This is a genomic window from Streptomyces crystallinus, assembly GCF_039521265.1.
GTDB classification, from domain to species: Bacteria; Actinomycetota; Actinomycetes; order Streptomycetales; family Streptomycetaceae; genus Streptomyces; species Streptomyces crystallinus.
The window spans coordinates 18,769-44,804 of record NZ_BAAACA010000039.1; the positions used below are offsets into that span (position 1 = coordinate 18,769).

Annotated in this window: 24 protein-coding genes; 8 read left to right on the forward strand and 16 right to left on the reverse strand. The window is 72.2% G+C overall.

The features are described 5' to 3' along the window. Positions 1–9: 9 nt before the first annotated feature. The 6 genes from ABD236_RS27390 to pdhA form a co-directional block, all read right to left on the reverse strand. Positions 10–1,089: a potassium channel family protein gene (locus ABD236_RS27390; RefSeq protein WP_344078042.1), complete on the reverse strand. Its 1,080-nt coding sequence runs from the start codon at positions 1,087–1,089 to the stop codon at positions 10–12. Positions 1,090–1,228: 139 nt separating this feature from the next. Then, positions 1,229–2,638: a molybdopterin molybdotransferase MoeA gene (locus tag ABD236_RS27395; RefSeq protein ID WP_425543968.1), complete on the reverse strand. Its 1,410-nt coding sequence runs from the start codon at positions 2,636–2,638 to the stop codon at positions 1,229–1,231. Continuing rightward, complete coding sequence (locus tag ABD236_RS27400) at positions 2,605–3,456, reverse strand: DUF6457 domain-containing protein (protein WP_344078046.1); 852 nt, start codon at positions 3,454–3,456, stop codon at positions 2,605–2,607. The genes ABD236_RS27395 and ABD236_RS27400 overlap by 34 nt, the downstream gene beginning before the upstream one ends. Positions 3,457–3,792: 336 nt before the next feature. Beyond that, the gene (locus ABD236_RS27405; protein WP_344078048.1) at positions 3,793–5,187 is read right to left on the reverse strand and encodes a dihydrolipoamide acetyltransferase family protein; all 1,395 of its coding nucleotides are present in this window, start codon (positions 5,185–5,187) and stop codon (positions 3,793–3,795) included. Next, the gene (locus ABD236_RS27410) at positions 5,187–6,191 is read right to left on the reverse strand and encodes an alpha-ketoacid dehydrogenase subunit beta (protein ID WP_344078050.1); all 1,005 of its coding nucleotides are present in this window, start codon (positions 6,189–6,191) and stop codon (positions 5,187–5,189) included. Before ABD236_RS27410 ends, ABD236_RS27405 begins: the two co-directional genes overlap by 1 nt. Then, complete coding sequence (gene pdhA, locus ABD236_RS27415; RefSeq protein WP_344078052.1) at positions 6,188–7,336, reverse strand: pyruvate dehydrogenase (acetyl-transferring) E1 component subunit alpha; 1,149 nt, start codon at positions 7,334–7,336, stop codon at positions 6,188–6,190. The genes ABD236_RS27410 and pdhA overlap by 4 nt, the downstream gene beginning before the upstream one ends. Before the next feature lie 174 nt (positions 7,337–7,510). Between pdhA and ABD236_RS27420 the strand changes: the two genes are divergently transcribed. Continuing rightward, positions 7,511–8,008, forward strand: coding sequence for an Lrp/AsnC family transcriptional regulator (locus ABD236_RS27420; protein ID WP_344078054.1), 498 nt, complete (start codon positions 7,511–7,513; stop codon positions 8,006–8,008). Between the two features lie 132 nt (positions 8,009–8,140). Here the strand turns inward: ABD236_RS27420 and ABD236_RS27425 are convergent, their stop codons facing one another. After that, positions 8,141–8,734 carry a TetR/AcrR family transcriptional regulator gene (locus ABD236_RS27425; protein ID WP_344078056.1) on the reverse strand — a complete coding sequence of 198 codons (594 nt, stop codon included), beginning with the start codon at positions 8,732–8,734 and terminating at the stop codon, positions 8,141–8,143. After that, a complete protein-coding gene (locus ABD236_RS27430; RefSeq protein WP_344078058.1) occupies positions 8,731–10,257 on the reverse strand; it encodes a 3-hydroxyacyl-CoA dehydrogenase in 1,527 nt (508 codons plus the stop codon). Before ABD236_RS27430 ends, ABD236_RS27425 begins: the two co-directional genes overlap by 4 nt. A gap of 121 nt (positions 10,258–10,378) precedes the next feature. Between ABD236_RS27430 and paaN the strand changes: the two genes are divergently transcribed. Continuing rightward, on the forward strand, positions 10,379–12,052 hold the full coding sequence (gene paaN, locus ABD236_RS27435) for a phenylacetic acid degradation protein PaaN (protein ID WP_344078060.1): 1,674 nt from the start codon (positions 10,379–10,381) through the stop codon (positions 12,050–12,052). Between the two features lie 101 nt (positions 12,053–12,153). On the opposite strand, the gene ABD236_RS27440 is transcribed toward paaN, so the two are convergent. From ABD236_RS27440 to ABD236_RS27450, 3 genes are all read right to left on the reverse strand, one after another. Next, on the reverse strand, positions 12,154–12,852 hold the full coding sequence (locus ABD236_RS27440) for a TrmH family RNA methyltransferase (protein WP_344078063.1): 699 nt from the start codon (positions 12,850–12,852) through the stop codon (positions 12,154–12,156). Next, positions 12,849–14,174, reverse strand: a complete 1,326-nt coding sequence (locus tag ABD236_RS27445; RefSeq protein ID WP_425543969.1) for an HTTM domain-containing protein — start codon at positions 14,172–14,174, stop codon at positions 12,849–12,851. Before ABD236_RS27445 ends, ABD236_RS27440 begins: the two co-directional genes overlap by 4 nt. 194 nt (positions 14,175–14,368) lie before the next feature. Continuing rightward, complete coding sequence (locus ABD236_RS27450) at positions 14,369–15,475, reverse strand: DUF5819 family protein (protein WP_344078065.1); 1,107 nt, start codon at positions 15,473–15,475, stop codon at positions 14,369–14,371. Positions 15,476–15,629: 154 nt separating this feature from the next. Between ABD236_RS27450 and paaA the strand changes: the two genes are divergently transcribed. From paaA to ABD236_RS27480, 6 genes are all read left to right on the forward strand, one after another. Continuing rightward, positions 15,630–16,634: a 1,2-phenylacetyl-CoA epoxidase subunit PaaA gene (paaA, locus tag ABD236_RS27455; RefSeq protein WP_344078067.1), complete on the forward strand. Its 1,005-nt coding sequence runs from the start codon at positions 15,630–15,632 to the stop codon at positions 16,632–16,634. After that, positions 16,631–16,918 carry a 1,2-phenylacetyl-CoA epoxidase subunit PaaB gene (gene paaB, locus ABD236_RS27460; RefSeq protein WP_344078069.1) on the forward strand — a complete coding sequence of 96 codons (288 nt, stop codon included), beginning with the start codon at positions 16,631–16,633 and terminating at the stop codon, positions 16,916–16,918. Before paaA ends, paaB begins: the two co-directional genes overlap by 4 nt. Further along, positions 16,915–17,685, forward strand: a complete 771-nt coding sequence (gene paaC, locus ABD236_RS27465) for a 1,2-phenylacetyl-CoA epoxidase subunit PaaC (protein WP_344078071.1) — start codon at positions 16,915–16,917, stop codon at positions 17,683–17,685. Before paaB ends, paaC begins: the two co-directional genes overlap by 4 nt. Then, positions 17,679–18,197 (forward strand): 1,2-phenylacetyl-CoA epoxidase subunit PaaD, encoded by a 519-nt coding sequence (paaD, locus tag ABD236_RS27470; protein ID WP_344078073.1) that lies wholly within the window; start codon positions 17,679–17,681, stop codon positions 18,195–18,197. The genes paaC and paaD overlap by 7 nt, the downstream gene beginning before the upstream one ends. Further along, positions 18,198–19,253 carry a 2Fe-2S iron-sulfur cluster-binding protein gene (locus tag ABD236_RS27475; protein ID WP_344078075.1) on the forward strand — a complete coding sequence of 352 codons (1,056 nt, stop codon included), beginning with the start codon at positions 18,198–18,200 and terminating at the stop codon, positions 19,251–19,253. A gap of 225 nt (positions 19,254–19,478) precedes the next feature. After that, positions 19,479–20,630 (forward strand): acyl-CoA dehydrogenase family protein, encoded by a 1,152-nt coding sequence (locus ABD236_RS27480; RefSeq protein WP_344078077.1) that lies wholly within the window; start codon positions 19,479–19,481, stop codon positions 20,628–20,630. A 70-nt stretch (positions 20,631–20,700) separates the two neighbouring features. Here ABD236_RS27480 and ABD236_RS27485 read toward each other — a convergent pair whose 3' ends face one another. The 5 genes from ABD236_RS27485 to ABD236_RS27505 form a co-directional block, all read right to left on the reverse strand. Beyond that, positions 20,701–21,045, reverse strand: a complete 345-nt coding sequence (locus tag ABD236_RS27485; protein ID WP_344078079.1) for a rhodanese-like domain-containing protein — start codon at positions 21,043–21,045, stop codon at positions 20,701–20,703. A 119-nt stretch (positions 21,046–21,164) separates the two neighbouring features. Continuing rightward, positions 21,165–21,995 (reverse strand): J domain-containing protein, encoded by an 831-nt coding sequence (locus tag ABD236_RS27490; RefSeq protein WP_344078081.1) that lies wholly within the window; start codon positions 21,993–21,995, stop codon positions 21,165–21,167. 81 nt (positions 21,996–22,076) lie between these two features. Next, the gene (locus ABD236_RS27495; RefSeq protein ID WP_344078083.1) at positions 22,077–23,543 is read right to left on the reverse strand and encodes a DUF2252 domain-containing protein; all 1,467 of its coding nucleotides are present in this window, start codon (positions 23,541–23,543) and stop codon (positions 22,077–22,079) included. Between the two features lie 257 nt (positions 23,544–23,800). After that, a complete protein-coding gene (locus ABD236_RS27500) occupies positions 23,801–24,961 on the reverse strand; it encodes a hypothetical protein (protein ID WP_344078085.1) in 1,161 nt (386 codons plus the stop codon). A 231-nt stretch (positions 24,962–25,192) separates the two neighbouring features. Then, entirely contained in the window at positions 25,193–25,861 is a 669-nt protein-coding gene (locus tag ABD236_RS27505; protein WP_344078087.1) for a response regulator transcription factor, read from the reverse strand. Between the last annotated feature and the right edge of the window lie 175 nt (positions 25,862–26,036).

Genomic DNA, 26,036 nt, shown 5'->3' on the forward strand with positions numbered 1-26,036 from the left:
CGGCCGACGCTACTCCGCCGCACCCTCCGAAGCCGCGCCGCCCGCCCGTACGATCGTGATCAGCCGGTCCGTCAGCTGGAGCGGGCTGGCCTGCGCGTCGTCGTACGCCAGCAGCCGGTGCCCGCGCAGCACGCTGACCGTGAGGTCCTCGGTCTCCCGGACCCCCCGCCCCACCTCGCTCTTCTTGACCGGCCGCTCCACGAGGTCGAGCCCGCTGCCCTGCTGGATCAGATCCTCCATGACCGTGCCCGCGCTCGGGCTGAGCACGGAGAGCCCGAGCAGCCGCCCCGCCGCGCTCGCGCTGGTGATCACCGCGTCCGCCCCGGACTGCCGCAGCAGAGGCGCGTTCTCCTCCTCCCGCACCGCCGCGACGATCTTCGCCCCCCGGTTGAGCTGGCGTGCCGTCAGCGTGACCAGGACGGCCGTGTCGTCGCGCTGGGTGGCGATCACCACCTGACGGGCCTTCTGCACCTCCGCGCGCAGCAGCACATCACTGCGCGTGGCATCCCCGATGACCCCCACGAACCCCTCGGCGTTGGCGGTCTCGACCACCTTCGCGCTCGGGTCGACGACCACGACCTGCTCCTTCTTCAGGCCGGTCGCACACAACGTCTGGATCGCCGAACGGCCCTTCGTCCCGAAGCCGACGACAACGGTGTGGTCTCGCAAGTTCGCCTTCCAGCGGTTGAGCCGCCACTCCTCCCGGGTCCGCTCCGTGAGGACCTCGAGAGTCGTACCGACCAGGATGATCAGAAAGAGCACGCGCAGCGGCGTCACCAGCAGGATGTTGGTGAGCCTGGCACTGTCGCTGTACGGGACGATGTCGCCGTATCCCGTGGTGGAGAGCGTGACGGTGGCGTAGTACGCCGCGTCCAGCAGCTCCACCCCGCCATCGGCGTTGTCGTGGTAGCCGGAGCGGTCGATCCACACGATGAACGTGGTCAGCACCAGCACCCCGAGCGCCATCAGCAGCCGCTTGCCGACCTGCCGCAGCGGCCGGTCGACCACCCGGCGCGGCAGTTTCACCCGCCGGGTGACCAGGTTCTCGCCCGCCTGCCGGGCAATCGCGTCTTGGCCGGGCAGTTTCACGTGAAACACCGTTCGTACGTACGTGAGTTGAGGCCCGGACGCGATGTTTCACGTGAAACACCCGCCCAGGACAGCTGACTTGAGGCGGCTCGGGGTGCGGCCACCGCACCCGCCCAGCCTGCCCTCACCCCCGTATGTTTCACGTGAAACACCCTCCCCCTGCCCCGAGTTGCCCCCATGGCAGGTCCAGCACCTCGACCTCCTGCCCGCCCTTGGCCCCGCCGGGCGGCACCACCGCCAGCCCGTCCGCCGCCGCGATCCCCCGCAGCATCGCCGGGCCGTTGTAGTGCAGCGGCACGATCCGGTCGCCCTGGTGCACCACGGGAACGAGCCGTGTGTCGTACGGATGCCCGTGCACCTCATCGCGCAGCACTGCGGTGTACGGGCCGGTGGACGCGGCACCTCCGACGCGCCCCGCGAGCTCCCGCAGCAGGGGTTCGGCGAGCGTGAGCAGCGCGGAGACGGCCGCGAGCGGGTTGCCGGGCAGCCCCACCAGATGCCTGCCGTCCGCGAGCCGGGCCAGCAGCATCGGATGCCCGGGGCGCACGGCGACCCCGTCCACCAGCAGCTCGGCCCCCAACGCCCGCAGCACGGGATGCACATGGTCGACCGGCCCGGCCGCCGTACCGCCGGTCGTCATCACCACATCGGCACGCGACTCCCGCACGGCCGCCAGCAATACCTCGGCGTCGTCCGTGAGCCGCCGGGTGGCGACGACGTCCGCGCCGAGCATGGCCAGCCAGGGTCCCAGCATGGGCCCGAGCGCGTCGCGGATCAGCCCCTCGTGCGGCAGCCCTTGGGCCAGCAGCTCGTCGCCGAGGACGAAGACCTCGACGCGGGGGCGCGGCACGGTGCTCAGCTCGTCGTATCCGGCGGCCGCCGCCAGCCCCAGGACCGCCGGGGTGACGAGCGTGGCGACGGGAAGCAACTGATCGCCGGAGCGGCACTCCTGGCCGCGCGGGCGGATGTCCTGCCCGGTGACGACGTCGCGCTGGGCGTGCAGCAGCCCCCTGGCGTCGTCGGTGCGGGCGTGCTCGCTGCGGATGACGGCGGTCGCCTCGGCGGGGATGCGCGCCCCGGTGGCGATCCGTACGGCCTCGCCGTCCTCGAGGGCGGCGGGTGCGGCGTGCCCGGCGAGGATCCCGTCGGCCGCGCCACGGATCCGCCAGGGCCCGGGGCCCGCGACGACCCAGCCGTCCATGGCGGAGGTGTCGAAGGACGGCAGGTCGGTGAGGGCGGTCAGGGGCGCCGCCAGGGTCTGGCCGAGGGCCCGATCCAGCGGCACCCGGTGGCTGCGGCGCGGCGCCACCTTCCCGGCCGCGACGGCGGTGTCCCTGGCCCGGTGCCAGGGCGCGGCGCGGTGGCGGGGGCGGTGGCCCGGTGCGGGCTCGGGGGCCGGGGCGGGGCCGGGAACGGGCCCGGGTCCGGGTCCGGGTCCGGGTCTGGGAGCACTCACGAGGGCCAGCGCCTCCTCCACCCCGTCGTCGACGGGCGACACCGGCGGCTCGGAGCCGGTCACGGGTTGAGCTCGTCCTTCTCCGCGGCCCACCGGTTGGCGAGGGCGGCGGCCTTGCGGGCGGCCTCGGCGACCTCGGCGCCCTCCCCGCCCGCCTTGGCGGCCGCGTAGCCGACCAGGAAGGTCGTGAGGGGGGCGGCGGGCCGGGCGACGCCATGGGCGGCGTCCCTGGCCAGGTCGAGCAGGACGCCGGTGTCGACGTCCAGGTCGATGCCGAGTTCGTCCTTGACTGCAGTGATCCATTCGTCCAGCACGTTCCCATGCTCCCTGATCCGGGCCCGGGCCGTCGCGATGTCCTCCCAGGTGTCGCAGTCGAAGGAGGCGAGCGGCTGGGGGGCGGGCAGCCGGGCGAGGTCGAGTTCCCGGGTCAGCAGCCGTAGGGGGAGCCCTTCCAGACTGCCGTGCTCGGCGGCGAGGAGGGCGAGCTCCCGGCGGAGCGGCTCGGCCCGGTAGACGGCGACGAGTGGCTGCGCCCGCCCGTCCTCGTCGACGCAGAGGACGCCTTCGCGCCCGCCCGTGCCGAGCACGTCGAGGAGGCCCGTGACGGTGGGCTCGCCCAGGAAGGGAAGGTCGGCGGAGAGCGCGAGGACGGCGGGCGCGGTGGTCAGCCGCAGCCCCGCGTCGAGCGCGGCGAGGGGCCCGCCCCCGGCCGGCTCCTCGCGCGTCCACAGCACGGGCCGCGCCGTGCCGCGCCGCCCCCCGACGACCACGGTGGCCCCGGCCCCCGCACAGGCGGCGAGCACCCGGTCGAGCAGCGCCCTGCCACCCACCCGCACCCCGGGCTTGTCCGCCCCACCGAGCCGCCGAGCGGCCCCTCCGGCGAGCACGATGGCGTCAAAGGGCGTCGTCATCCCAGCAGTATGGGCCGCGAGGGTATGAGCGGCACGAGCGGTATCGCCCAGGGCGCGGCGGGTGGACACGGGCGGCGGCAGGCGGTTCCTCGCGGGCGGACAGGGACGAGGGCCGCTCCGAGAGAGGCGGACAGGCATGAGCAACTGGTCCGCAGGAAGCGAATGGGGACCGCAGCCGGCCCGCGAGAGGCGGATAGGCACGGCCAGCCGCTCCGCAAGGGCGGATAGGGGCGGCAGCCGGTCCGCGAGAGGCGGCAGCACCTGCCGCCGCCCCCGCCCGGCTGCCCCTGCCGGCCCAGTTGCCCCTGCCCGCCCGGCTGTCCCGGCCCGCCCCGCTTACAGCGTCCGCAGCAGTACGGCCGGCTGCTCCACGCAGTCCGCCACGTACCGCAGGAAGCCGCCCGCTGTGCCGCCGTCGCAGACCCGGTGGTCGAACGTCAGCGACAGCTGGACGACCTGACGCACTGCCAGCTCGCCCTGGTGCACCCATGGCTTGGGCACGATCCGGCCGACGCCCAGCATGGCCGCCTCGGGGTGGTTGATGATCGGGGTGGACCCGTCCACGCCGAACACCCCGTAGTTGTTGAGCGTGAAGGTGCCACCGGTCAGATCGCCCGGAGTGAGCGTCCCGGCCCGGGCCGCCTCGGTCAGCCGCGCGAACTCCTCGCTCAGCGACGCCGCGCTACGCGCCTGCGCGTCCCGGACGACCGGCACGACCAGCCCCCGCTCGGTCTGGGCGGCGAAGCCCAGGTGCACGGACGGCAGCCGCACGATCTCCCGCGCCGCCGTGTCCACCGTCGAGTTGAGCTCGGGGTAACGGTCGAGGGCCGCCGTGCAGATCCGGGCCAGCAGGGCCAGTACGGAGATCTTCGGGCCACCCACTGCGTTCATCGCGGCTCGCGCCGCCATGAGTTCGGTGGCGTCGGCGTCGACCCAGCAGGTGGCGTCCGGGATCTCGGTCCGGCTGCGCGCCAGCTTGTCGGCGACCGCGCCCCGTATCCCGCGCAGCGGTATCCGTGTCCCGGCGGTGGCCGACCCGGCCGCCACCGGCACGGTCTCGGGGGCCGACACCGGCTGGTCCTGCGCCCTCAGCGCCGACTCCACGTCGCCGCGCAGGATCAGTCCGTCGGGCCCGGAACCGGTCAGACCGCGCAGGTCCACCCCGTTCTCGCGGGCCAGTTTCCGTACGAGGGGCGAGATGACGGGCACGGGACCACCGGCCGTCGCGGCGGCCGTGGCCACGACGGCGCCGCGCGCGTGGCCGGGCGAGGCCCCCTCCGCACGGGCGGCGGAAGCCACGGGAGCGGGGGAAGCTGCGGGGGCGGTCGACTCCGCCGGCGCGGAGGGCGTCCCCGGCGCCGTGGCGGGCGGCGCGCCCACCGGCGCCGGACGCACCCGGCGCCGCCGCCGCACGGCCTCACCCGTCCCGTAACCGACCAGCACATTGCCGGAGTACTCCGACGACTCGGCGTCGGCCGCCTCGGGCGCGCCGACAGCGACGGTCAGCAGGGGCGCGCCGACGGGCAACTCCGTGCCCTCCTCGCCGAACCGCGCCGTCACCACGCCCCCGTAGGGGCACGGCACCTCCACCATCGCCTTGGCCGTCTCGACCTCGACGACCGGCTGGTCGATGGCCACGACGTCGCCCACCGCCACCAGCCAGCGCACGATCTCCGCCTCGGTGAGGCCCTCGCCGAGGTCCGGCAGCTTGAATTCCAGGACCTTGGGCATCAGCTCCCCGCCTCCCACTGCAGCCGCGCCACCGCGTCCAGCACCCGGTCCACACCCGGCAGATGGTGCTTCTCCAGCATCGGCGGCGGATACGGGATGTCGAACCCGGCGACACGCAGCACCGGCGCCTCCAGGTGGTGGAAGCAGCGCTCGGTGACCCGGGCCGCTATCTCACCGCCGGGACCGCCGAAGCCGGTCGACTCATGGACGACGACAGCACGCCCCGTACGCCGCACCGAGGCGCACACCGTCTCGTCGTCGAAGGGCACCAGCGAGCGCAGGTCGACGACCTCCAGGTCCCAGCCCTCGGCGGTGGCCGCCTCGGCCGCCTCCAAACAGACCGGGACGGACGGCCCGTACGTGATCAGCGTGGCGCTGCGGCCGGGGCGGCGCACGACCGCCTTGCCGATCGGCGCGACCTCGGCGGGCGCCTCCGGCGACCACTGGGCCTTCGACCAGTAGAGCCGCTTGGGCTCCAGGAAGATCACGGGGTCGTCGGAGGCGATGGCCGCGCGCAGCAGCCCGTACGCGTCCTCGACGGTCGCGGGCGTCACCACGTGCAGCCCCGGGGTCGCCATGTAGTAGGCCTCGGAGGAGTCGCTGTGGTGCTCGACGCCGCCGATCCCGCCGCCGTAGGGCACGCGCACCACCAGCGGCATGCCCATGGCGCCGCCGGTGCGGTTGCGCATCCGCGAGACATGGCTGATGAGCTGCTCGAACGCCGGATAGGCGAAGGCGTCGAACTGCATCTCCACCACGGGCCGCAGCCCGTACATCGCCATGCCGACCGCCGTGCCGAGGATCCCGGCCTCGGCGAGCGGGGTGTCGGTGCAGCGGTCCTCGCCGAACTCCTTGGCGAGCCCGTCGGTGATCCGGAAGACCCCGCCGAGCGTGCCCACGTCCTCCCCGAGGACGTGGACCGAGGGGTCCTCGGCCATCGCGTCGCGCATGGCGCGCTGGAGTGCCTGCGCCATGGTGGCGGGCTTCGCCGCGACCGTGGTCATCGCTGTCCCTCTTCCTCGTCCTCGTGCGCGGCCAGCTCGGCCCGCAGTTGGGCCTCCTGCTCCCGCAGCTGGGCCGTCTTCTGTGCGTAGACGTGCGCGAAGAGGTCCATGGGGTCGAGCTCCGCGTCCGCGTTCATCCGCTCGCGCAGGGCGGCGGCCATCGTCTCCGCGGCGTCGGCCGCGGCCTGCTTCTCGCTGTCGTCGAGGAATCCGCGGCTGGTCAGCTCGGCCTCCAGGAGCTGGATCGGGTCGTGGTCGCGCCACGCCTCCACCTCCGCGTCCACCCGGTAGCGGGTGGCGTCGTCGGCGTTGGTGTGCGCCTCGATCCGGTACGTCACGGCCTCGATCAGCGTGGGGCCGCCGCCGCGGCGGGCGCGCGCGACGGCGTCGGCCAGCACCTCGTGGACCGCCGCCGCGTCGTTGCCGTCGACCAGCCGGCCCGGCATGCCGTACCCGACGGCCTTGTGGGCGAGGGAGGGGGCCGCGGTCTGCTTGGCCAGCGGCACGGAGATCGCGAAGCCGTTGTTCTGCACCAGGAAGACGACCGGGGCCTGCCAGACGGCCGCGAAGTTCAGCGCCTCGTGGAAGTCGCCCTCGCTGGTGCCGCCGTCGCCGACCATGGCGAGCGCCACCACGTCGTCGCCCTTGAGGCGGGCCGCGTGCGCCAGGCCCACCGCGTGCGGGAGCTGGGTGGCCAGCGGCGTGCACAGGGGCGCGATGCGGTGCTCGTGCGGGTCGTATCCGGTGTGCCAGTCGCCGCGCAGCAGGGTAAGGGCCTGTACGGGGTCGAGTCCGCGGGCGACGGCGGCGAGGGTGTCCCGGTAGCTGGGGAAGAGCCAGTCCTGCTCCTGGAGCACCAGCGCGGCGGCGACCTCGCAGGCCTCCTGGCCGGTGGAGGACGGGTAGACCGCCAGGCGGCCCTGCTTGGTCAGGGCGGTGGCCTGCGCGTTGTACCGCCGGCCGCGGATCAGCTCCGCGTACAGGCGCAGCATCAGGGCGCGGTCGAGCGGGGCGTCCGTGCCGAGCACGCGGTACGGCTCGGGGTCCGGGAGCAGCGGGGCGGGGTCGGTGCGGGGCCTCCAGGCAGGGGGAGGGGTGGGCCGGTAGGCGGCGGCACCGGCACCGGGCAGCTCTTGGACCGTCATGACGAAGCACCTCCTCGTGGGAGCGGGAAGGAGGACACGACATGTGACGCGCCTCACCTACCGATTGTTCGGTCGAGAGCGCATTTTGGCTACAGGCACCGCGAGCCTGTGGACAAACGGTTCTGCACAGCCTGAGATGGAGACAGGTCGTCCATGCTAGGGAGGCGGGGGGACATGGCAGCTGAACAAATGGCCGACGAGGGCCAGGGCGCCGCGGCACGGCCGCTGGACGCCGTCGACCGCGACATCCTGCGCATGCTCCAGACCGACGGACGCGCCTCGATACGGTCCGTGGCCGAGCGAGTGCACGTGTCCCGCGCCAACGCCTATGCCCGGATCAACCGTCTGCTGGACGACGGCGTGATCCGCGGCTTCAGCGCGCGCGTGGACCACGAGAGGGCGGGGCAGGGCGCCTCCGCCTACATCACCCTCAAGATCGTCCAGAACTCCTGGCGCACGGTCCGCGAACAGCTCCAGGCACTCCCCGGAGCCGCGCACATCGCCCTGGTCAGCGGCGACTTCGACGTCCTGCTGCTGGTGCACTCGCCGGACAACCGCGCGCTGCGCGAACTGGTCCTGACCAAGCTCCAGTCGATCCCCGAGGTGTTGTCCACCCGTACGCTGCTGGTCTTCGAGGAAACCGACCTGGACCCGGGCCCGGGCACGCCGTAGGGCCCGGGGGCGGCTGCCCGCCGGGCCCATCTGGGGATCGCGCGCGTCAGAAGCGGGTGCGGCTCAGGGGTGGGCTCTTTCTCAGGAGCGGGTGCTTCTCAGAGGTGGGTACTTCTCAAACGTGGGAGCGGCTCAGGGATGAGTGCGCAGCCCGTCGAAGGCCAGGTGGACGACCGCCTCGGTGACCTGGGCGCGCTCGGCCTCCCCGTCGCGCTGCGGCCGGTACCACTCCACCAGGGAGTTCACCATGCCGAAGAGCAGCCGGGTGGCCAGGCGTATGTCCATGTCGGAGCGGAGGTCGCCGTCGGCGGCCGCGGCCTTGAGCAGGTCGGAGACGCGCTGGTCGAACTCCCTGCGGCGCTCCATCGCCCAGCGCTCGGTCTTGGTGTTGCCGCGCACCCGCAGCAGCAGCGTGACGTACGGAAGCTCCGCCATCAGCACCTCGACGGTGCGCCGGGTGACGTACTCGACCCGCTCGATCGCGCGCCCGCGCGTGGCCCCCGGCTCCTCCAGGACGGCGAACAGGCCGTCGATGGCACGGCTGACGGCCCGCCGCAGCAGCTCCTCCTTGCCCGCCACATGGTGGTAGATCGACGACTTGGAGATACCGGCGGCCTTGGACAGGTGCTCCATGGACGTGCCGTCGTAGCCGCGCTCGTTGAAGACCCGCACGGCGACCGTGAGCAGGGTCTCCGGGGTGTACGTGTCCCGCTTGGCGGTGGTCATGAGGCGGTCTCCTCGCCGTTGCTGTACGACTGCCGGTAGAGGGCGAGCGAGGGGGCGTAGCGCCCGGTGGGGCAGCGCTCGTGCATCGCCGAGAGCAGGTCGTACGCCCAGTCCCGGCCGAGCCGCCGGCTCCACTCGACGGGTCCGAGCGGGTAGTTGACGCCCAGGCGCATCGCGGTGTCGACGTCCTCGGGCGTGGCGACGCCCCGGGCGACCGCGTCGGCGGCGAGGTCCGCGAGCATCGCGACGGTCCGCGCGACGATCATGCCGGGCACGTCGCCGATGACGCTGACCTTCTTGCCGAGCTTCTGGAAGAGGCCCACGGCCTCGCTCACCGCGCGCGCGGAGGTGTCCTCGCTCGCCGAGAGCGCGATACGGGTGGCGCCCCGGTAGTCGAGGGCGAGGTCGAAGTAGACGACGTCCGCGTACTCCACGGAGGTGCGTCCGTCGGCCAGGACGAGCTGGCCCTCGCCCGGCAGGCCGATGTAGGGGCCGCCCGACTCGACGCTCTTCACCTCGATGCCGGCCTCGCGCATCATCGCCACGAGCTCGGCGGCCGGGCCCAGGTCACCGACGACGGTGACGGCGCCGGGCGCCTCGGCGGGTCCGGCGGTGTGCGGCTCGGGGCGCTCGGCACCCTCCCCGTACGCGTACCAGCCGCGGCCGCTCTTGCGGCCGTGCAGGCCCGACTCGACCAGCCTGCGCTGGGCGAGCGAGGGGGTGAACTTGGGGCTCTGGAAGAAGGACTCCCACACCGAGCGGGTCACGGCCTCGTTGACGTCCTGGCCGATGAGGTCGGTCAGCTCGAAGGGGCCCATGGCGAAGCCGCCGCTCTCGCGCAGCACGGCGTCGATGGTGGCGGGGTCGGCGCCGCGCTCCTCGTGGACGGCGAAGGCCTCCGCGTAGAAGGGCCGCGCGATGCGGTTGACCAGGAAACCCGGGGTGTCGGCGCACCGCACCGGGGTCTTGCCCCAGGCCTTCGCCGTCTCGTACGCGCGCGTGGCGGCCGCCTCCTCGGTCGCGAAGCCGGAGACGACCTCGACGAGGGGGAGCAGCGGCGCCGGGTTGAAGAAGTGCAGCCCGACGAAGCGGCCCGGGTGGCGCAGGGCGCCGGCGACGGCGGTGACGGACAGGGAGGAGGTGTTGGTGGCGAGCAGGCAGTCCTCGGCGACGATGTCCTCCAGCGCCGTGAAGAGCCGCTGCTTGACGTCGAGTTGCTCCACGACCGCCTCGACGACCAGCGCGGCGTCGGCGAGCTCGGCCGGGTCCTCGGCCGGGTGCAGCCGGGCGAGCGCCTCGTCGCGTCCCTCCGCCGTGATCCGGCCTTTCTCGACCAGCCGCGCCAGGCGGGCCGCGACGGCCGCAGCGGCCTCCCGCGCCCGGCCGGGAACGGCGTCGTACAGCCGCACGGGGTGCCCGGCGACCAGGGCCACCTGGGCGATGCCCTGTCCCATGGTCCCGGTGCCGACGACGGCGACGGGACGGTCCGGCCCCACGGCGGGGCTCTGTTCGATGGCGGTCATGACGCGATCCTCCCCGATGCGTTGTCCACAGCTTCGACGGACCCCCTTGTCCCGACCGATCGTTCGGTTACTCTAACTCTGTCCGCCCGTCCCTGCCCAGCTCGACGAGGAGTTGGTCCGTATGGCCGCCCAGCTCAGCCCCCAGCAGCTCACCGAGACCCACCGGACCACGCTCGACCAGGCCCTGGAAGCGATCCGCACGCGTGCGTACTGGTCCCCCCACCCCGAGCACCCCAAGGCGTACGAGAACGACGGCAAGGCCGCCTTCGACGCCCTGCTCGGCAGCCGATTCGACCTGGACCAGCCCGGCACCGACGACTGGACGGGCGCGGAAGTCTCCCCGTACGGCACGGAGTTGGGCATCACCTACCCGCACCCGGACCTGGACGTGCTGCTGCCCGCGATGAGGGCCGGCATGGGCGCCTGGCGCGATGCCGGACCCGAGCTGCGCGCCCTGGTGTGCCTGGAGATCCTCTCCCGCATCTCCGCCCGCACCCCGGAGCTGGCGCACGCGGTCATGCACACCAGCGGCCAGGCCTTCATGATGGCCTTCCAGGCGGGCGGCCCGCACGCCCAGGACCGCGGCCTGGAGGCCGTGGCCTACGCGTACCAGGAGCAGACCCGCACCCCCCAGGACACGGCGCACTGGTCGAAGCCGCAGGGCAAGCGCGACCCGCTGGAGCTCAGCAAGACCTTCGTGCCCACCGCGCGCGGCATCGCGCTGATGATCGGCTGCAACACCTTCCCGACGTGGAACGGCTACCCGGGCCTGTTCGCCTCGCTGGCCACCGGCAACCCCGTCCTGGTCAAGCCGCACCCGCGCGCGGTGCTGCCGCTGGCCCTGACCGTCAAGATCGCCCGCGAGGTGCTGGCGGAGGCGGGCTTCGACGCGAACCTGGTGGCGCTCGCCGCCGAGCGGCCCGGCGAGGGCATCGCCAAGACACTGGCCGTCCGCCCCGAAATCAAGATCATCGACTACACGGGCTCGACCGCCTTCGGTGACTGGCTGGAGACCAACGCCCGGCAGGCGCAGGTCTACACCGAGAAGGCCGGCGTCAACACGGTCGTGGTGGACTCCACCGACAACTACAAGGGGATGCTCTCCAACCTGGCCTTCTCGCTGTCCCTCTACAGCGGCCAGATGTGCACCACCCCGCAGAACCTGCTGATCCCCCGCGACGGCATCAGCACGGACGCTGGAGACAAGTCCTACGACGAGGTGGTGGCCGACCTCGCCGCGTCGGTCGGCGGTCTGCTCGGCGACGACGCGCGCGCCAACGCGATCCTGGGCGCGCTGGTCAACCCGGACGTGAAGGCCCGCCTGGAGGCCGCCGCCGGGCTCGGGGAGGTCGCCTTGCCCTCACGGGAGATCGCCAACCCCGAGTTCCCGGACGCGGTGGTGCGCACCCCGGTCATCGTCAAGCTGGACGGCGCGAAGCCGGACGCGGAGGCGGCCTACCTGTCGGAGTGCTTCGGCCCGGTCTCCTTCGCCGTGGCGGTCGACTCCACGGCGGGCGCGCTGGACCTGCTGCGGCGCACGGTCCGCGACAAGGGCGCCATGACGGTCGGCGCGTACACGACGTCGCAGGACGTGGAGCGCGCCGTCGAGGAGGTCTGCCTGGAGGAGTCCGCCCAGCTCTCCCTGAACCTGACGGGCGGCGTCTACGTCAACCAGACGGCGGCGTTCTCCGACTTCCACGGCTCGGGCGGCAACCCTGCGGCGAACGCGGCCCTGTGCGACGGCGCGTTCGTGGCCAACCGCTTCCGGGTGGTCGAGGTCCGCCGCCAGGCCTGACGCGCGCGTACCGGCGCCCGTACCGGACCCGGCGGCCTCACCTCGAAGCGCCGGGTCCGGTACGGGCCCCTTCAGACCGCCGGGTCGGGCCCGGCCCCCCTTCAAACCACCGGGTCCGGGATCGCGGCATAGCGCTGCACCCACGCGTGCATCGCGATCGCGGCCGCCGCGCCCGCGTTGATCGACCGGGTCGAGCCGAACTGGGCGATCGAGCACACCGCCGAGGCGTGCTCGCGCGCCTGCTCGGTCAGCCCCGGGCCCTCCTGCCCGAACAGCAGCACACAGCGCCGGGGCAGCACCGTGCGCTCCAGCGGCACGGCGCCCGGCAGATTGTCGATCCCGATGATCGGCAGCCCCTCGGCGGCCGCCCACCGCGTCAGCGACTCGGTGTCCGGGTGGTGGCGCACATGCTGGTAGCGGTCGGTGACCATCGCCCCGCGCCGGTTCCAGCGCCGCCGCCCCACGATGTGGATCTCCTTCGCCAGGAAGGCGTTGGCGGTCCGTACGACGGAGCCGATGTTGAAGTCATGGCCCCAGTTCTCCACCGCCACATGGAAGTCATGGCGGCGGGTGTCCAGGTCCGCGACGATCGCCTCACGCGTCCAGTAGCGGTAGCCGTCGACGACATTGCGCCGGTCACCGTGCGCGAGCAGCTCCGGGTCGTACCGCTCCCCCTGCGGCCAGGGCAGCGGGTGCGGCCCCACCCCGACCTCGGGCGTGTAGCCCTCGTCGTACTGAAGGGGCTCCTGCGCCGGGGTCTCGGCGGAGGGGGAAGGGCTGGGGCTGGTCTCGCTGCTCACGCCACGAGCGTACGGGGCCGCTGCTCCTCGTCCGTACGCCGTCGCGGGGCCACCCGCGCCGCCAGCCGCTCACGCAGCCGCCCGACACGGCCGCCCAGCCACCGCAGGAACCCGGTCGGCAGGAACACCGCGTCCGCCGCGATCATCGCGAGCGAGAAGAACGGCAGCCCGAGCAGCAGGGCGATGCCCGCGTGCTCCAGCATCATCATCACCAGCAGGACGTTCTTGACCCGCCGGTTGAAGAGCGTGAACGGGAAAGCCACCTGGACGGCGACCGTCCCGTAGGTGAGCAGCATGACGATCAGGCCGCTGCCGCCGAGGATGTCGGAGAGGGCGGGCCAGGGCGAGAAGTAGTCCAGGTGCAGCGGGTAGTAGAGCGCGGTGCCGTCCTGCCAGCGCGACCCCTGGATCTTGTACCAGCCGGCGGTCGCGTAGATCAGACAGACCTCCGCCATGATCACGACCATGGTGGCGTTGTGCGCGAGGTTGGCGACGACGTCGAGCAGCGCGCGCGGTTCACCGCGCCCGTACCGCCCGGCCGCCCACCACAGTGCCTGTGCCGCCCACAGACCCCAGAAGATCAGCAGCCAGCCGCCACCGGCGTCACCGAGCAGCGTCACGGCGACCAGGGCGGCCCCGAGGACGGCCCACAGTGCGGGCCCCACCCGGTCCGGCACCGGCTCGCCCGACCGGGCGGCGCGGGCCGCGGCCCGTGCGCGCCGGCGCGCGTCCAGCGACCAGACCTGGCCGCAGCGGGTGAGCACCAGATAGATCGCCATGAGGTGGATGACGTTGTCGCCGCCGTCCCCCATGAAGACGGACCGATTCTGCAGCGACAGCACACCCACCATGAACAGCACGGACATCGTCCGGGTGCGCCAGCCGAGCATCAGCAGCGCGCTGGAGAGCACGGCGACGGCGTACACGACCTCGAACCAGAGCGTGCTGTCCGTCCACAGCAGCGCCGTGAAGGCGTGGTTGCCGTCCACCAGCCGCTGGGCCATGTCCCAGCTCCACGGGCCGTCCGGACCGTACAGCTCACGGCGGTGCGGCAGCTCCCGCAGCAGGAAGAGCAGCCAGGCCGCGGAGAACCCGATGCGGACGACGGCGCTCTGGTACGGGCCGAGGGCGGCGCCGGTGATGCGGCGCAGCGCTTGCGCGGGCTTGGATTCGAAGGCGGTGCTCTGGGGCGGGCGGGGTGCGGGGGAATCGGGGGGTGTCTGGGGAGTCTGAAGCGTCTGGTGCTCCAGGGAGGCGTGCCAGCCCTGGGTCTCGGGGGATGTACGGGGGGCGTGGGGGTGCTCGCCGGGGGACCCGGTCACAGCCCCGCTTCCCGCCTCACTCCTCGCCTCACCCGCGGCCTCACTCGTCGCTCCGTTCATCGAAGGGTTCATCGACATCGACGCGTTCATGGAGCCGCTGGTGGGGCCGTGGGCGGAGCCACTGGTGGGGCCGTGGGTGGATCCGTTCGTAGATCCGTTCGTAGATCCGTTCGTAGATCCGCTCGTGGACTCGTTCATCGGCCCGCCTCCGTGCGTGCGTCGGCGGAACCGGCGCCGGCCGGGAGGTCGGCGGGCGTCACGGTCCACCAGGGGACGACCCGGTAGTACGGGCGGGTGTCGATCTTCTCGTCGCTCCACGCCGGAGCCTTCACGGACCTCGTCACGGACCTGACCTGTACACGCTCGACGGTCCCGCCGTCACGGCGCGCGCCGAGGCGGAGCATCACGATCCGGTGGATGTAGCGGTCGGAGAGCTCCCCGCGCAGGCCGTTGGGCTTGTTGTCGTCGGTGTGGGAGTTGATGAAGAACTCCCAGCCCCGGCGCAGCTCGTTCTGCTGGGTGTGGCTCGGCAGCGGGTTGCCGCGGATGCCGGAGCCGTCCTGGGCCGACAGGTCGATCCAGTCGGTCGTCTTGCGGTTGCCGTCCGGCATACGGATCTCGGCACGGGCCTGGACCGCGATGTTCTGCTGAAGCGGATTGGGAGCGAAAAGCTTCCAGTTCTGTTCGAACTCGGGATAGATCCAGTCGTCGACGACCTTGCCGTGCTGCTTGGTGACCGTGTTCGACGGCGATACATGCAGGAACACTATGGCGATGTGGACAACCGCCACGACCGCGACGACGGCCAGCGCGAGCGCGGCGGCCACCTGGTACGGGAGTGAGAGGCCGGCGATACCGGCGGTGGGCTCGCCGGGAGCGGGGGTGCCGGAGGCAGGGGCGCCGGGGGCGGGGGTGGAGGAGGCAGGGGCGCCGGGGCGGGAGATGCCAGGGGCCGGGGTTCCGGGGCCGGTGACGCCAGGCGCGGAGGTGGCCGAGTTGCCGGGCGCGGGGGCCGATGCGTCCGAGGGGCCGACGGCCGGGTTCCCGTCTTCACCCTGCCGGGTCACCTGTGCGCCATGCGGGGCCATGCCTTCGTCGCGCGGGCGCACGCCTTGGCCGTACGCGGACACGCCCTCGCCGTCCCCGGCTGCGGCCTCGCCGTGCGTGGGCGCGTCTTCGCTGGTCGGAGCGGGTGCGGCAGCGCCGGGGGAAGCCTGTGGACCGCCGTCGGCGGCGTCGGGCCCGGGCCGCCGGGACCGCCCCTCCCCGCCCGGCAGGTCCTTCTCGTCGTACGAATCCATCCCGCCCCGATCCCGGTCGGCTCCACTGGGTTATCCACAGGGTTGACACCCTACGGGCCGTCGACTCACCATTGAAGTCAATGGACCGAACGATCGGTCGGGCGCGAGTGGCCCGGCGGACGGCCCGGAATCGACAGCTCGGCAGGGGGCTCGGATGACGGCAGTGACCGCGGAGACCGGCACCAACAAGCACGGTTCACCAGCGGCGGACGAGAAGGACGCGTCGGCGTACGCGGCCGCGTTCGACGCCGCGGTGGCCGCCGACGAGCGCATCGAGCCGCGCGACTGGATGCCCGAGGCCTACCGGGCCTCGCTGGTCCGCCAGATAGCGCAGCACGCCCATTCCGAGATCATCGGCATGCAGCCCGAGTCCAACTGGATCACTCGCGCGCCCTCGCTGCGCCGCAAGGCGATCCTGATGGCGAAGGTGCAGGACGAGGCGGGCCACGGGCTGTACCTCTACAGCGCGGCGGAAACCCTCGGTGTCAGCCGCGACGAGCTGCTCGACAAGCTCCACTCGGGCCGCCAGAAGTACTCGTCGATCTTCAACTACCCCACCCTGACCTGGGCGGACGTCGGCGCCATCGGCTGGCTCGTGGACGGCGCCGCCATCACCAACCAGGTCCCCCTCTGCCGCTGCTCCTACGGGCCGTACGCACGGGCGATGGTCCGCGTCTGCAAGGAGGAGTCCTTCCACCAGCGCCAGGGCTACGAGCTGCTCCTCGCCCTCTCCCAGGGCACCCCGGAACAGCACGCGATGGCGCAGGACGCGGTGGACCGCTGGTGGTGGCCCTCGCTGATGATGTTCGGCCCGCCCGACGACGAGTCGTCCCATTCGGCCCAGTCCATGGCCTGGAAGATCAAGCGCCACTCGAACGACGAGCTGCGCCAGCGCTTCGTCGACATCTGCGTCCCCCAGGCGGAGGCACTCGGCCTCACCCTCCCCGACCCCGACCTGCGGTGGAACGAGGAGCGAGGACACCACGACTTCGGGACGATCGACTGGACCGAGTTCTGGGACGTCCTCAAGGGCAACGGACCCTGCAACGAACAACGGCTCACCCAGCGCCGCCGCGCCCACGAGGAAGGCGCCTGGGTCCGCGACGCGGCAGCCGCGTACGCGACCAAGCAGCACAGGAACGGGGAGGCAACGGCATGACCACACACGACTGGCCGCTGTGGGAGGTGTTCGTGCGCTCGCGCCGCGGACTGTCCCACACGCACGCCGGAAGCCTGCACGCCCCGGACGCCCAGATGGCCCTGCGCAACGCGCGCGACCTCTACACCCGCCGCTCCGAAGGCGTCTCCATCTGGGTGGTGCCCTCCACCTCCGTCACCGCCTCCTCCCCCGACGAGAAGGACTCCTTCTTCGAACCGGCCGGCGACAAGCCCTACCGCCACCCGACCTTCTACGAGATCCCGGAAGGGGTGAAGCACCTGTGACGGACCCGACCCCCGCGCAGCCCACGGCCACACAGACGGCCGCCCCCGCCACGGTCCCGCCCGCCACGGCCGCCGCGCTCGCCCTCGGCGACGACGCCCTGGTGTTCTCGCACCGGCTGGGGGAGTGGGCCGGACACGCCCCCGTCCTCGAAGAGGAAGTGGCCCTCGCCAACATCGCCCTCGACCTGCTCGGCCAGGCCCGCGTCCTGCTCTCCCTCGCGGGCGACGAGGACGAGCTGGCCTATCTGCGCGAGGAGCGGGCCTTCCGCAACCTCCAGCTGGTCGAACAGCCCAACGGCGACTTCGCCCACACCATCGCCCGCCAGCTCTACTTCTCCACCTACCAGAAGCTGCTCTACGGACAGCTCGCGACAGGCGACGGCGAGCTCGCCGGGCTGGCCGCCAAGGCCGTCAAGGAAGTTGCCTACCACCAGGACCACGCCGAACAGTGGACCCTGCGCCTGGGCGACGGCACCGAGGAGAGCCACCGGCGGATGCAGCGCGCCTGCGAGGCGCTGTGGCGGTTCACCGGAGAGATGTTCCAGCCCGTCGACGGTGTCGAGATCGACTGGCAGCAGACCGAGCAGACCTGGCTTGCCTCCGTCACCGCCGTGCTGCACCAGGCCACCCTCACCGTCCCCGAAGGCCCCAGGACCGGCGCCTGGGCCGCCGGAGCAGGTCGCCAGGGCCTGCACACCGAACCCTTCGGGCGGATGCTCGCCGAAATGCAGCACCTGCACCGCAGCCACCCGGGTGCGACATGGTGACCGGCACGGCCGCGGCCACGGCCGACATGACCCCGCTGGAACAGGAACTGGCCCGGCTCGCCGGATCCGTCCCCGACCCCGAGCTGCCCGTGCTCACCCTGGAGGACCTCGGCGTGCTGCGCGGAGTCCACCTGGAAGGCCCCGGCAAGGTCACCGTCCGGCTGACCCCCACGTACACCGGCTGCCCCGCCATAGAGGCGATGACCGCCGACATCGAACAGGTCCTGCACGAGAACGGCATCCCGGACGTCTCGGTCGTACGGGTACTGTCCCCCGCCTGGTCGACCGACGACATCAGCGCCGAAGGCCGCCGCAAACTGGCGGAGTTCGGCATCGCTCCGCCCCGGCCGCAGCGCGCCGACGGCCCCGTCCCCCTCACCCTGTCGGTGCGCTGCCCGAACTGCGGCTCCACCGACACCGAACTGCTGAGCAGGTTCTCCTCCACGGCGTGCAAAGCCCTGCGCCGCTGCGCCGCCTGCCGCGAACCGTTCGACCACTTCAAGGAGTTGTAGATGTTCCATCCACTCCGGGTGAGCGAAGTCGAACGGCTCACGGACGACTCGGTGACCGTCACCTTCGACGTACCACCGGAGCTGCGCGAGGCCTACCGGCACCGCCCCGGCCAGCACCTCGCCCTGCGCCGCATCGTGCAGGGCCAGGAGATCCGCCGCACCTACTCGATCTGCGCACCCGCCGTCGAGCAGCCCGGCACACCCGTCCTGCGGGTCGGCATCCGCCTCGTCGAAGGCGGCGAGTTCTCCACGTACGCCTTCAAGGAACTCACCGTCGGCGACACGGTCGACGTGATGGAACCGATGGGCCGCTTCATCTTGGAGCCGCGCGCCGGATACTTCGTGGCCGTCGTCGGCGGCAGCGGCATCACCCCGGTGCTGTCGATCGCCACCACCCTCCTGGAGCGGGAGCCCGAAGCCCGCTTCTGCCTCATACGCAGCGACCGCACGGTGTCGTCCACCATGTTCCTGGAGGAGACAGCCGACCTGAAGGACCGCTTCCCCGGCCGGTTCCAGCTGGTCACCGCTCTCTCCCGGGAGGAGCAGCAGTCCGGACTGCCCTCCGGACGGCTCGACCAGGAACGGCTGACTGCCCTGCTGCCCGCACTGCTCCCAGTGGAGCAGGTCGACGGCTGGTACCTGTGCGGACCGTTCGGCCTGGTCCAGGGCGCCGAACGGGCCCTGCGCGAGCTGGGCGTCGCCCGCGGCCGCATCCACGAGGAGATCTTCCACGTCGACGAGGCGCCCACACAGAGCGCCGCGGCGGCCACGGCCCCCGCACACGCCACCCTGACGGCGACGCTCCACGGCCGCTCCGGCACCTGGCCGGTCCAGGACGGCGAAAAGCTCCTGGACACCGTGCTGCGTGCCCGCTCGGACGCCCCGTACGCCTGCAAGGGCGGGGTGTGCGGCACCTGCCGGGCGTTCCTGGTCTCGGGCGAGGTGCGCATGGACCGCAACTTCGCCCTGGAGGAAGACGAGACCGAGGCGGGCTACGTCCTGGCCTGCCAGTCCCGTCCGGCGACCAAGGACGTGGAGCTGGACTTCGATCGGTGAGGTCTCGGGGGAGAGAGCCTGGGCCGACTGAGCTGGGCTTGGCTTGGCTGAGCTGGGCTGACTTGGGCTGGGCTGGGGGGGGTGTGGGCCGAGGGTGGGGGTGGGGCGGGGGGGAGGGAGGCCCCCAGGGTCGGGCTCATCGAGCGGCGCTGACCATTCCCATCCGCTAGAACCTGTTCTATCTTGACGAACCGTCAGATCCGGCGTTCGCGGGAGGACAGGGCTGTGGACTTCACCTTCACCGAGGAGCAGCAGGCGGCCGTCGAGGCGGCGAAGGCGGTCTTCTCGGGGGTCGCGCCAGACGCCGTGCCGAGCCCCGCGCTGACTCAGGGCACGGTGGCCGAGGAGTTCGACCGCCCGCTGTGGGCCAAGCTCGCCGAGTCGGACCTGCTGAGCCTGGTCATCGACCCCCAGTACGGCGGGGCAGGCCTCGACCCGATCGCCCTCTGCCTGGTCCTGCGCGAGTCCGCCAAGGTGCTGGGCCGGGTGCCGCTGCTGGAGAGCAGCGCGGTGGCGATGGCCGTACAGCGGTACGGGGACGCCGAGTTGGCCCACCAGCTGCTGCCCGCCGCGGGCCGGGGCGAACTCGTGTTCACCGTCGGGGCCAACGGGCGCACCGGCCACGACCCCGCCGAACTCGCCGTCACCGCACGGCGGGAGAGCGACGGGAGCGGCGGGAGCGGCGGCTGGGTGCTCGACGGGGTCCAGACCGGCGTGCCCTGGGCGCAGAGCGCGGACCGTATCGCCGTGCCCGCGCACACCGGCGAGGGCCGCGCCGTACTCGCGCTGGTCCCCCGCGTCCACGACGGGATCACGCTCGCCGAGCAGATCTCCACCAGCGGAGAGCGCTATGCCGAGGTCCGCCTCGACTCCGTACGTATCGAAGCGCTCGCGGTCATCACGGCCGAGGGAGTCTGGGAGTGGCTGCGCGATCTGCTGGCCACCGGCACCTGCGCGCTCGCGCTCGGCCTCGGCGAAGGCGTACTGGCGATGACCAGCGCATACGCCGGCAAACGCGAACAGTTCGGGTTCCCCATCGCCACCTTCCAGGCAGTCGCCGTCCAGGCAGCCGACCGCTACATCGACCTGCGCGCGATGGAGGCCACCCTCTGGCAGGCCGCGTGGCGCATCAGCACCGGCGCGAGCGGCACACTGCCCGTGACCGGGGACGTCGCGGTGGCGAAGATCTGGGCGTCCGAAGGCGTACGCAGAGTCGTACAGACCGCCCAGCATCTGCACGGCGGATTCGGCGCCGACACCGACTACCCCCTGCACCGCTACCACGCGTGGGCCAAGCAACTGGAACTGTCACTCGGCCCGGCCGCGGCCCACGAGGAAGCCCTCGGCGACCTGCTGGCCGCACACCCGCTGGGATAGTCGGGCAGCGGCACGTACGGCCGCTCGCCACCGCGTGCGAGCGGCCCGGCCGACAGGGCCGGTCAGCGCCTCAGAGGACGAAGGCGTCGCTGCCGTTGTCAGTGACCATCGGGCGCCCGGCGGCCTCCCACGCCTGCATGCCGCCGTCGATGTTCACGGCGTCGATGCCCTGCTGCACCAGATACTGCGTGACCTGCGCGGACCGTCCGCCGACCCGGCACATCACATACGCCCGGCGGCCGTCCTCGACAGCCTGCGTCACATCGCCGAAGCGCGCCACGAAGTCGCTCATCGGCACATGCAGCGCGCCCTCGACGTGCCCGGCCGCCCACTCGTTGTCCTCACGGACGTCCAGCACCAGGGCGTCTGCCGGCACGGCGGCGACATCCACGGACGGCAGCTGGGCGAAATTCATGGGTCATGCCTTCTCTCGTACGTGACGGTCGACTGTTCCGGGCGTCGGGCCTGCCATAACAGCTGTCCGGCTGTCTTTCAGGATGCCAGCCGTTCAGTGTGGCCAGGTCACTGGGAACGCTACTGCACCAGCTCGGCCAGGACCGCCTCGCGCCCGGCCACCTCGGCCAGCAGCTGCTCGGCGATCTCTTCCAGGAGGCGGTCCGGGTCGTCGGGCGCCATCCGCAGCATCGAGCCGATCGCGCTCTCCTCCAGCTCACGGGCGAGTACGGCCAGCAGCTCCTTGCGCTGGGCCAGCCACTCCAGCCGGGCGTAGAGCTCCTCGCTCTCGCTGGGCCGCACCTCCTCCGGCACCGGCCCCGCCGCCCACTCCTCGGCGAGCTCCCGGAGCAGGTCCTCGTCACCGCGGGCGTAGGCGGCGTTGACGCGGGTGATGAACTCCTCGCGCCGGGCCCGTTCCTGGTCCTCCTGCGCGAGGTCGGGGTGCGCCTTGCGTGCGAGGTCGCGGTAGAGCTTGCGCGCCTCCTCGCTGGGGCGGACCCGCTTCGGCTGCCGTACGGGCTGGTCGGTGAGCATGGAGGCGGCTTCGGGGGAGAGGCCGTCGGAGTCCATCCAGTCGTGGAAGAGCTCGTCCACCCCGGGCATCGGCAGCACCGCGGCCCGCGCCTCGCGCGCCTTGCGCTGGTCCTCCGGGTCGCCGGTGAGGGAGGCCCTGGCCTCGGCGATCTGGGCGTCGAGCTCGTCGAGCCGCGCGTACATCGGGCCGAGCTTCTGGTGGTGCAGGCGGGAGAAGTTCTCCACCTCCACGCGGAAGGTCTCCACGGCGATCTCGAACTCGATCAACGCCTGCTCGGCCGCCCGCACAGCCCTGTCCAGCCGGGCTTCGGGCCGTTCCGCGTTCTCGGGGTCCTGGGGCTGGGCGGTGGTGTCTTCGGCAGGTTCGTCCGTCACCGGTCCAGCGTACGGGCGCGGGGGGTGGGGGCCCTCCCTCCCCCTCCCCCCCCCACCCCCTCCCCGCCCTCCACCACCACCTCAAACCCCCAGCTCAGCCTTCACCCGCCCATCCCGGATCCCGGCCAGCAGGGTCGCGTGGTCGGATTCCGTGCGGTCGGCATAGAGGACCGCGAACCCGGCGACGGCCTCGTCGAGCTCTTCGTTCTTGCCGCAGTACCCGGCTATCAGGCGCGGGTCCGCACTGTGGGAGTGGGCGCGGGCCAGCAGTGCGCCTGTCATGCGGCCGTAGTCGTCCAGCTGGTCGGGTGCCAGGGCTGCGGGGTCGACGCTGCCCTTGCGGTTGCGGAACTGGCGTACCTGATAGGGGCGTCCGTCGACCGTGGTCCAGCCGAGCAGGATGTCGCTGACGACCTGCATCCGCTTCTGGCCGAGGACCACCCGCCGTCCCTCGTGGCCCGCGTCCGGGGCGTGGAAGCCGGCCTTGGCCAGGTGCGGCAGCAGGGCGGAGGCGCGGGCCTCCTTGACCTGGAGCACCAGCGGTTCGCCGCGGTGGTCGAGGAGCAGCACCACGTACGACCGTGTTCCGACGCTGCCGGTGCCGACGACCCGGAAGGCCACGTCATGTATCGCGTACCGCGCGAGGAGCGGCAGACGGTCTTCGGAGAGGGTTTCCAGGTAGGGGCCGAGCGAGGCGGCCACCGCGGCCGCCTCGGCGTCGGGCACCCGGCGCAGCACGGGCGGCGCGTCGACGAAGCGGTGGTGGCCGTCGGCGATCTGCTCGGTGGCCTTGGCGGCGAAGCGGGCGCTGGTGTTGTTGCGGGCCTTGGCCGATACCCGTTCCAGGGTGCCCAGCAGGTCGCGGGCGTCGGTGTGGGAGACCAGTTCCTCGTCGGCTATCGCGTTCCACGCGTCCAGCACTGGCAGTTTCGCCAGGAGCCGCATGGTGCGCCGGTAGGCGCCGACCGCGTCGTACGCGGCGGCCCGGCAGGTGTTCTCGTCGGCGCCGGCTTCCCGCCCGGCCAGGACGAGGGAGGCGGCGAGGCGCTTGAGGTCCCATTCCCAGGGACCGGCCACGGTCTCGTCGAAGTCGTTCAGGTCGATGACGAGGCCGCCGCGCGCGTCACCGTAGAGGCCGAAGTTGGCCGCGTGGGCGTCGCCGCAGATCTGGGCGCTGATCCCGGTGACGGGGGTGCCGACGAGGTCGTGGGCCATGAGGCCGGCGGCGCCGCGCAAGAAGGCGAACGGGGAGGCGGCCATGCGGCCGACGCGGATCGGAGTGAGCTCGGGCACGCGGCCCTGGTTCGACTCCTCGACGGCCCGCAAGGCGTCGGGTCGGTCCGCAGAGAGAAGAAGGGAGTCGTGCGAGGCGCGGGGGACCCGGTCGCGCAGGGCCTTGCCGTCGCTCTTCGGCGAACCGGCCTTGTGTCCGGTCGGTCCCGCCTCCCGGCCGTTGTGGTGGCGGAAGCCCGGCACCTCGGGAATCCGGATCTGCCCGTCGTCGGGCACGGCTCGCATGCCCGGAATCACCGTTTCGACATCGCTCATCGCGTGCCGCCTCCCCCGTGCTCGTTCAACATCAACAGCTCGAATGCCATGACGGTACCGTCGGCGGCCGACAGCCGTCTCCCCCTGTGGATAACTCCCGGCAACGGCCGTTGAGCAGGCCGTTGCCGGGAGTTATCCACAGCCGAGGTCCAAGAGTTCAGTCCTGCCGGAACCCAAGGGTGAGCTGAGAACTCAGGGGTCAGCCGAGACCCAGGCTTCGGCTGAGAATCCAGCGCCCAGCCGCCGTGAGACGCCCGTCAGACGCCGACCGCCTCCTCCAGTTCCTCCTCGATCTCCTCATCCCCCTCACGCCGGTCACCTCCGTCACCTCGGCCACCAGCACCACTACCGACATCCGCAACACCGTCCTCCCCAGCCACGCCCGATCCAGCCCCGGCACCGCCCGCACCGACCCCCGCACCGGCACCCGCACCCGCCCCGGAAGCCACCGCCTTCCGCCCCCGCTCGGCCACCGCCGCAACCCCCATCAGCACGACGCCCGCCAGCAGCCACAGTCCCAGGACCAGCACATGGCCACCGAGCCCGTGGCCCCCGAAGTAGACGTGGCTGCGGGCGCCCTCGATGAACCCGGCACCGTTCCAGAAGGCGTGCAGGGAGCCGAAGAAGCCGGGCTGGAGTTCGGGGCGGAAGATGCCGCCCGAGCTGGTGAAGTTGAGCATCACGAAGAGGACCATCACGCCGAGCGTCGTCCACCTCTTGAGGAAGGTGTGCAGTCCGACGCCGATCAGCAGGATTCCGGCCGAGTACAGCCACGCCATGCCCCAGACGCCGCCGAGTCCGCTGTCGACGAGGTGGAACATCGGGCCTGCGAAGACCGCTCCAATACCGCTGACCAGCAGCGACATACCCAGCGCCAGCAGTGCCCTGATCCGCAGCGAGAGCACCGCTCCGGCGCCGCCGATCACCGCGACGGACGCGTACGAGCCGATGCTCAGCGCGACGAGCAGGAAGAAGATGCCCTGGCCGGTGGGGTCGCCCTTGGCGAGTTCCGTCACGTCGGTGACCTTCAGGGGCGCGTCCTGCGCCGCCGCCACCTTGGTGAAGACCTTCTCCACGGCCGTCGCGCTGGTGTCGGAGGAGGCGGAGGCGACGAGCAGTTCGGGCTTGGCGCCGGGGATGTAGGCGCCGAACGCGTGCTGCTGTTCGAGGCTGTCGACGGCGGAGGCGCGGTCGGGCACGGTACGGACGTCGAGGGCGCCCGCGCCCTGGTCCTGGAGGGTCTGGGCGAGCACCTGCGTACTGGGACCCGAGCCGACGATGTCGACCCGCAGGTCGTGCGGCTGCGGGTTGTGGAAGGCCCCCAGATACGCGAGGCCCATCCCGACGCACATCAGCAGCGGGGTGAGGAGATGGCTGAGCACATGGCGCAGAGGGCTGGGAGCGGTACCGGCGGACACCACAACTCCAATGGTTGGCTTATACAACTCACTCGATATGTTGTACTCTACAACCACTTACAGGAGATGGCGAACGCGCAGGTCAGACCGGTCAAACCGGTCAGGCCCGTCAGAGGTCAGACCCGTCAGAGCACTCGGAAACGCGCCGAACAGATCGCCCCGCAACTCTCCGCCGCCCGCGCCGCGCCCCGTTGTTTCACGTGAAACAGGCTCCCGCCGCCAAGCGGCTCCCTACAGCCCCGCGTCCCGCGCCAACAGCGCGGCCTGCACCCGGTTCTCGCACTCCAGCTTCGCCAGGATGCGGCTCACATAGGTCTTCACCGTGGCCTCGCTCATATGGAGCCGCTTCCCCGCGTCCGCGTTGGACAGGCCCTCCCCGAGGAGGACGAGTACGTCCCGCTCCCGCGCGGACAGCACCTCCACCCGGCGTCGCGCCTCCTCGCCCCGGACCACCGCGCGCCCCGTGGCCAGCTGGTCCACCACGTGCCGGGTCGCGCCGGGTGAGAGATACGCGTCCCCGGCCGCCGCCGCCCGTACCGCGGCGATCAGCTCCGCCGGGGCGGTGTCCTTCAGGAGGAATCCGGCGCCCCCGTGCTCCAGCGCGCGCAACACGTTCTCCCGCTCGCCGAACGTCGTGAGGATGATCACTCGGGTCCCCGGCGTGCTCCGGCGCAGCTCGGCCAGCGCGGTCAGCCCGTCCATCACCGGCATCTGGATGTCGAGCAGCACCACGTCGGCGCCGTGCGCCCGCGCGGCCTCGACGGCTTCCCGACCGTTCGCCGCCTCCGCCGCCACCGTGATGGCCGGGTCCGAGGTGAGGATCATCCTGATCCCCGCCCTGATCAGCGGCTCGTCGTCTGCGATCACGACCTTGATCCGCGGACCTCGGGTGCCGTCCATACGGAATGCGCCGTCCACCCCAGAGGGGCCGTCCGGCCCGCCTGGACCGCCCGGACCGAGTGGACCGCCTGGACCCGTCACACCTGCTCCTGTCCTCGCGCCACGCCGACGCGCTCCCGCCGCGCGACCGCAACCGCTGTAGCCACAGCTACAGCTACAGCTACAGCCAGCCAGC